1 protein-coding gene is annotated in these 1,315 nt (G+C 67.5%); it reads right to left on the bottom strand.

Features of this window, described 5'->3' with window-relative positions; translation table 11 throughout:
* Positions 1-129 precede the first annotated feature (129 nt).
* Positions 130-1,233 (bottom strand): IS5 family transposase, encoded by a 1,104-nt coding sequence (locus AAHG09_RS31735; protein ID WP_342112315.1) that lies wholly within the window; start codon positions 1,231-1,233, stop codon positions 130-132.
* Positions 1,234-1,315: the final 82 nt, after the last annotated feature.

Here is a 1,315-nt window from a genome sequence, read left to right as displayed (position 1 = left end):
CTAGCAGGCTGCTGAAGAAGTGTCGCTGTGGCGGCGGGGGAGATGATTTTCGTCGTCGGAACGCGGTGGTTTGACCGGCGATGGCCGGGTGGGCGACGTCGCGCGCCTCCCGGGGGGCGGGTCGGTCGATCAGGTGGCCGTCAGGGCCATCAGCTTGGGCAACCGCACGAGGTTGTAGGCCGCGGCGGCGAAGGTGAACAGCGCCTCGACCCTGGCTCGTCCCCTCAGCTTGACCTTGCTCAGCCCGGCCTGCGCCTTGATCCAGCCGAACGCCTCCTCGATCCGTTTGCGGCAGCGCAGGCTGATCGCATAGCCGGCGTGGTGCGTCGTGCGGCCGTCCAACGCGGTCTTACGGATTTTCCCGGTCCTCGAGACCGCCCCGTTGATTGTCACATGGGGGCTCACGCGCCGCGCCCGCAGCGCATGGACGAAAGCCTCGACGTCGTAGGCCTTGTCGGCTCCCAGCGTGATCCGGTGCCGACGCTTTCGGCGGTCCAGCATGAGCAGGGCCGCCTCCCGTTCAGCCATGCCGGTCGCGTGGGTGAGGGCCGCATCCACGACCAGGCCGTGGCGGTTCTCCATCAGCGCGTGGCCCATGAAGCACAGACGGCTCTCCTGCCCGTCCCCCTTGCGGTACAGCCGGGCATCCGGATCCGTGGTCGAGGCGTGGGTCTCGTTCGAGCGCTTCTCCTTGCGGAAGTCGCGCTCACCGTTGCGGCCCGGCCCCGGAGGCGTGCCCGAGCCGTCCTTCTTCCGGACGCTCTTCATCGACGCCCAGGCCTCGATCAGCGTGCCGTCGACGGAGAAGTGGTCGCTCGACAGAAGCCGTTTCACGGGCTTCAGCTCCAACAGGCCCGACAGGAAGGCGCGGGCCACCGCCGTCTCCATCAGCCGGTCGCGGTTGTGCGTGAACACCGTCGGGTGCCAGACGGGGGCATCGATCTCCAGTCCGACGAACCAGCGGAACAGCAGGTTGTAGTCGATCTGTTCCATCAGCATCCGCTCGGAGCGCACCGAGAAGAACGCCTGCAGCAAGCTCGCGCGCAGCAACATCTCCGGTGGGATCGAGGGGCGGCCCATCCCGGAATACAAGCCCTCGAAGCGATCGTTCAGCCCGGCCAGCACCTCGTCGGCCAGAGCCCGGATCGGCCGAAGCGGGTGATCGGCGGGCACGCGCTCCTCCAGCCGCACGTAGCTGAACAGGTTGGCCGATCCCTCTTCACGCCCGCGCATCGCTCACACCCCACCGACGCCATCGACAGAGTGAATCATCCCCAAAGCCCAGTGGCCAGCGACTTTTGCAGCAGCCTGCTAG

The sequence above is a fragment of the Methylobacterium guangdongense genome (assembly GCF_038442355.1).
Lineage (GTDB): Bacteria > Pseudomonadota > Alphaproteobacteria > Rhizobiales > Beijerinckiaceae > Methylobacterium > Methylobacterium guangdongense.
Note: the sequence above shows the minus strand (reverse complement) of the source record. Positions and strands in the feature narration are given on the sequence as shown.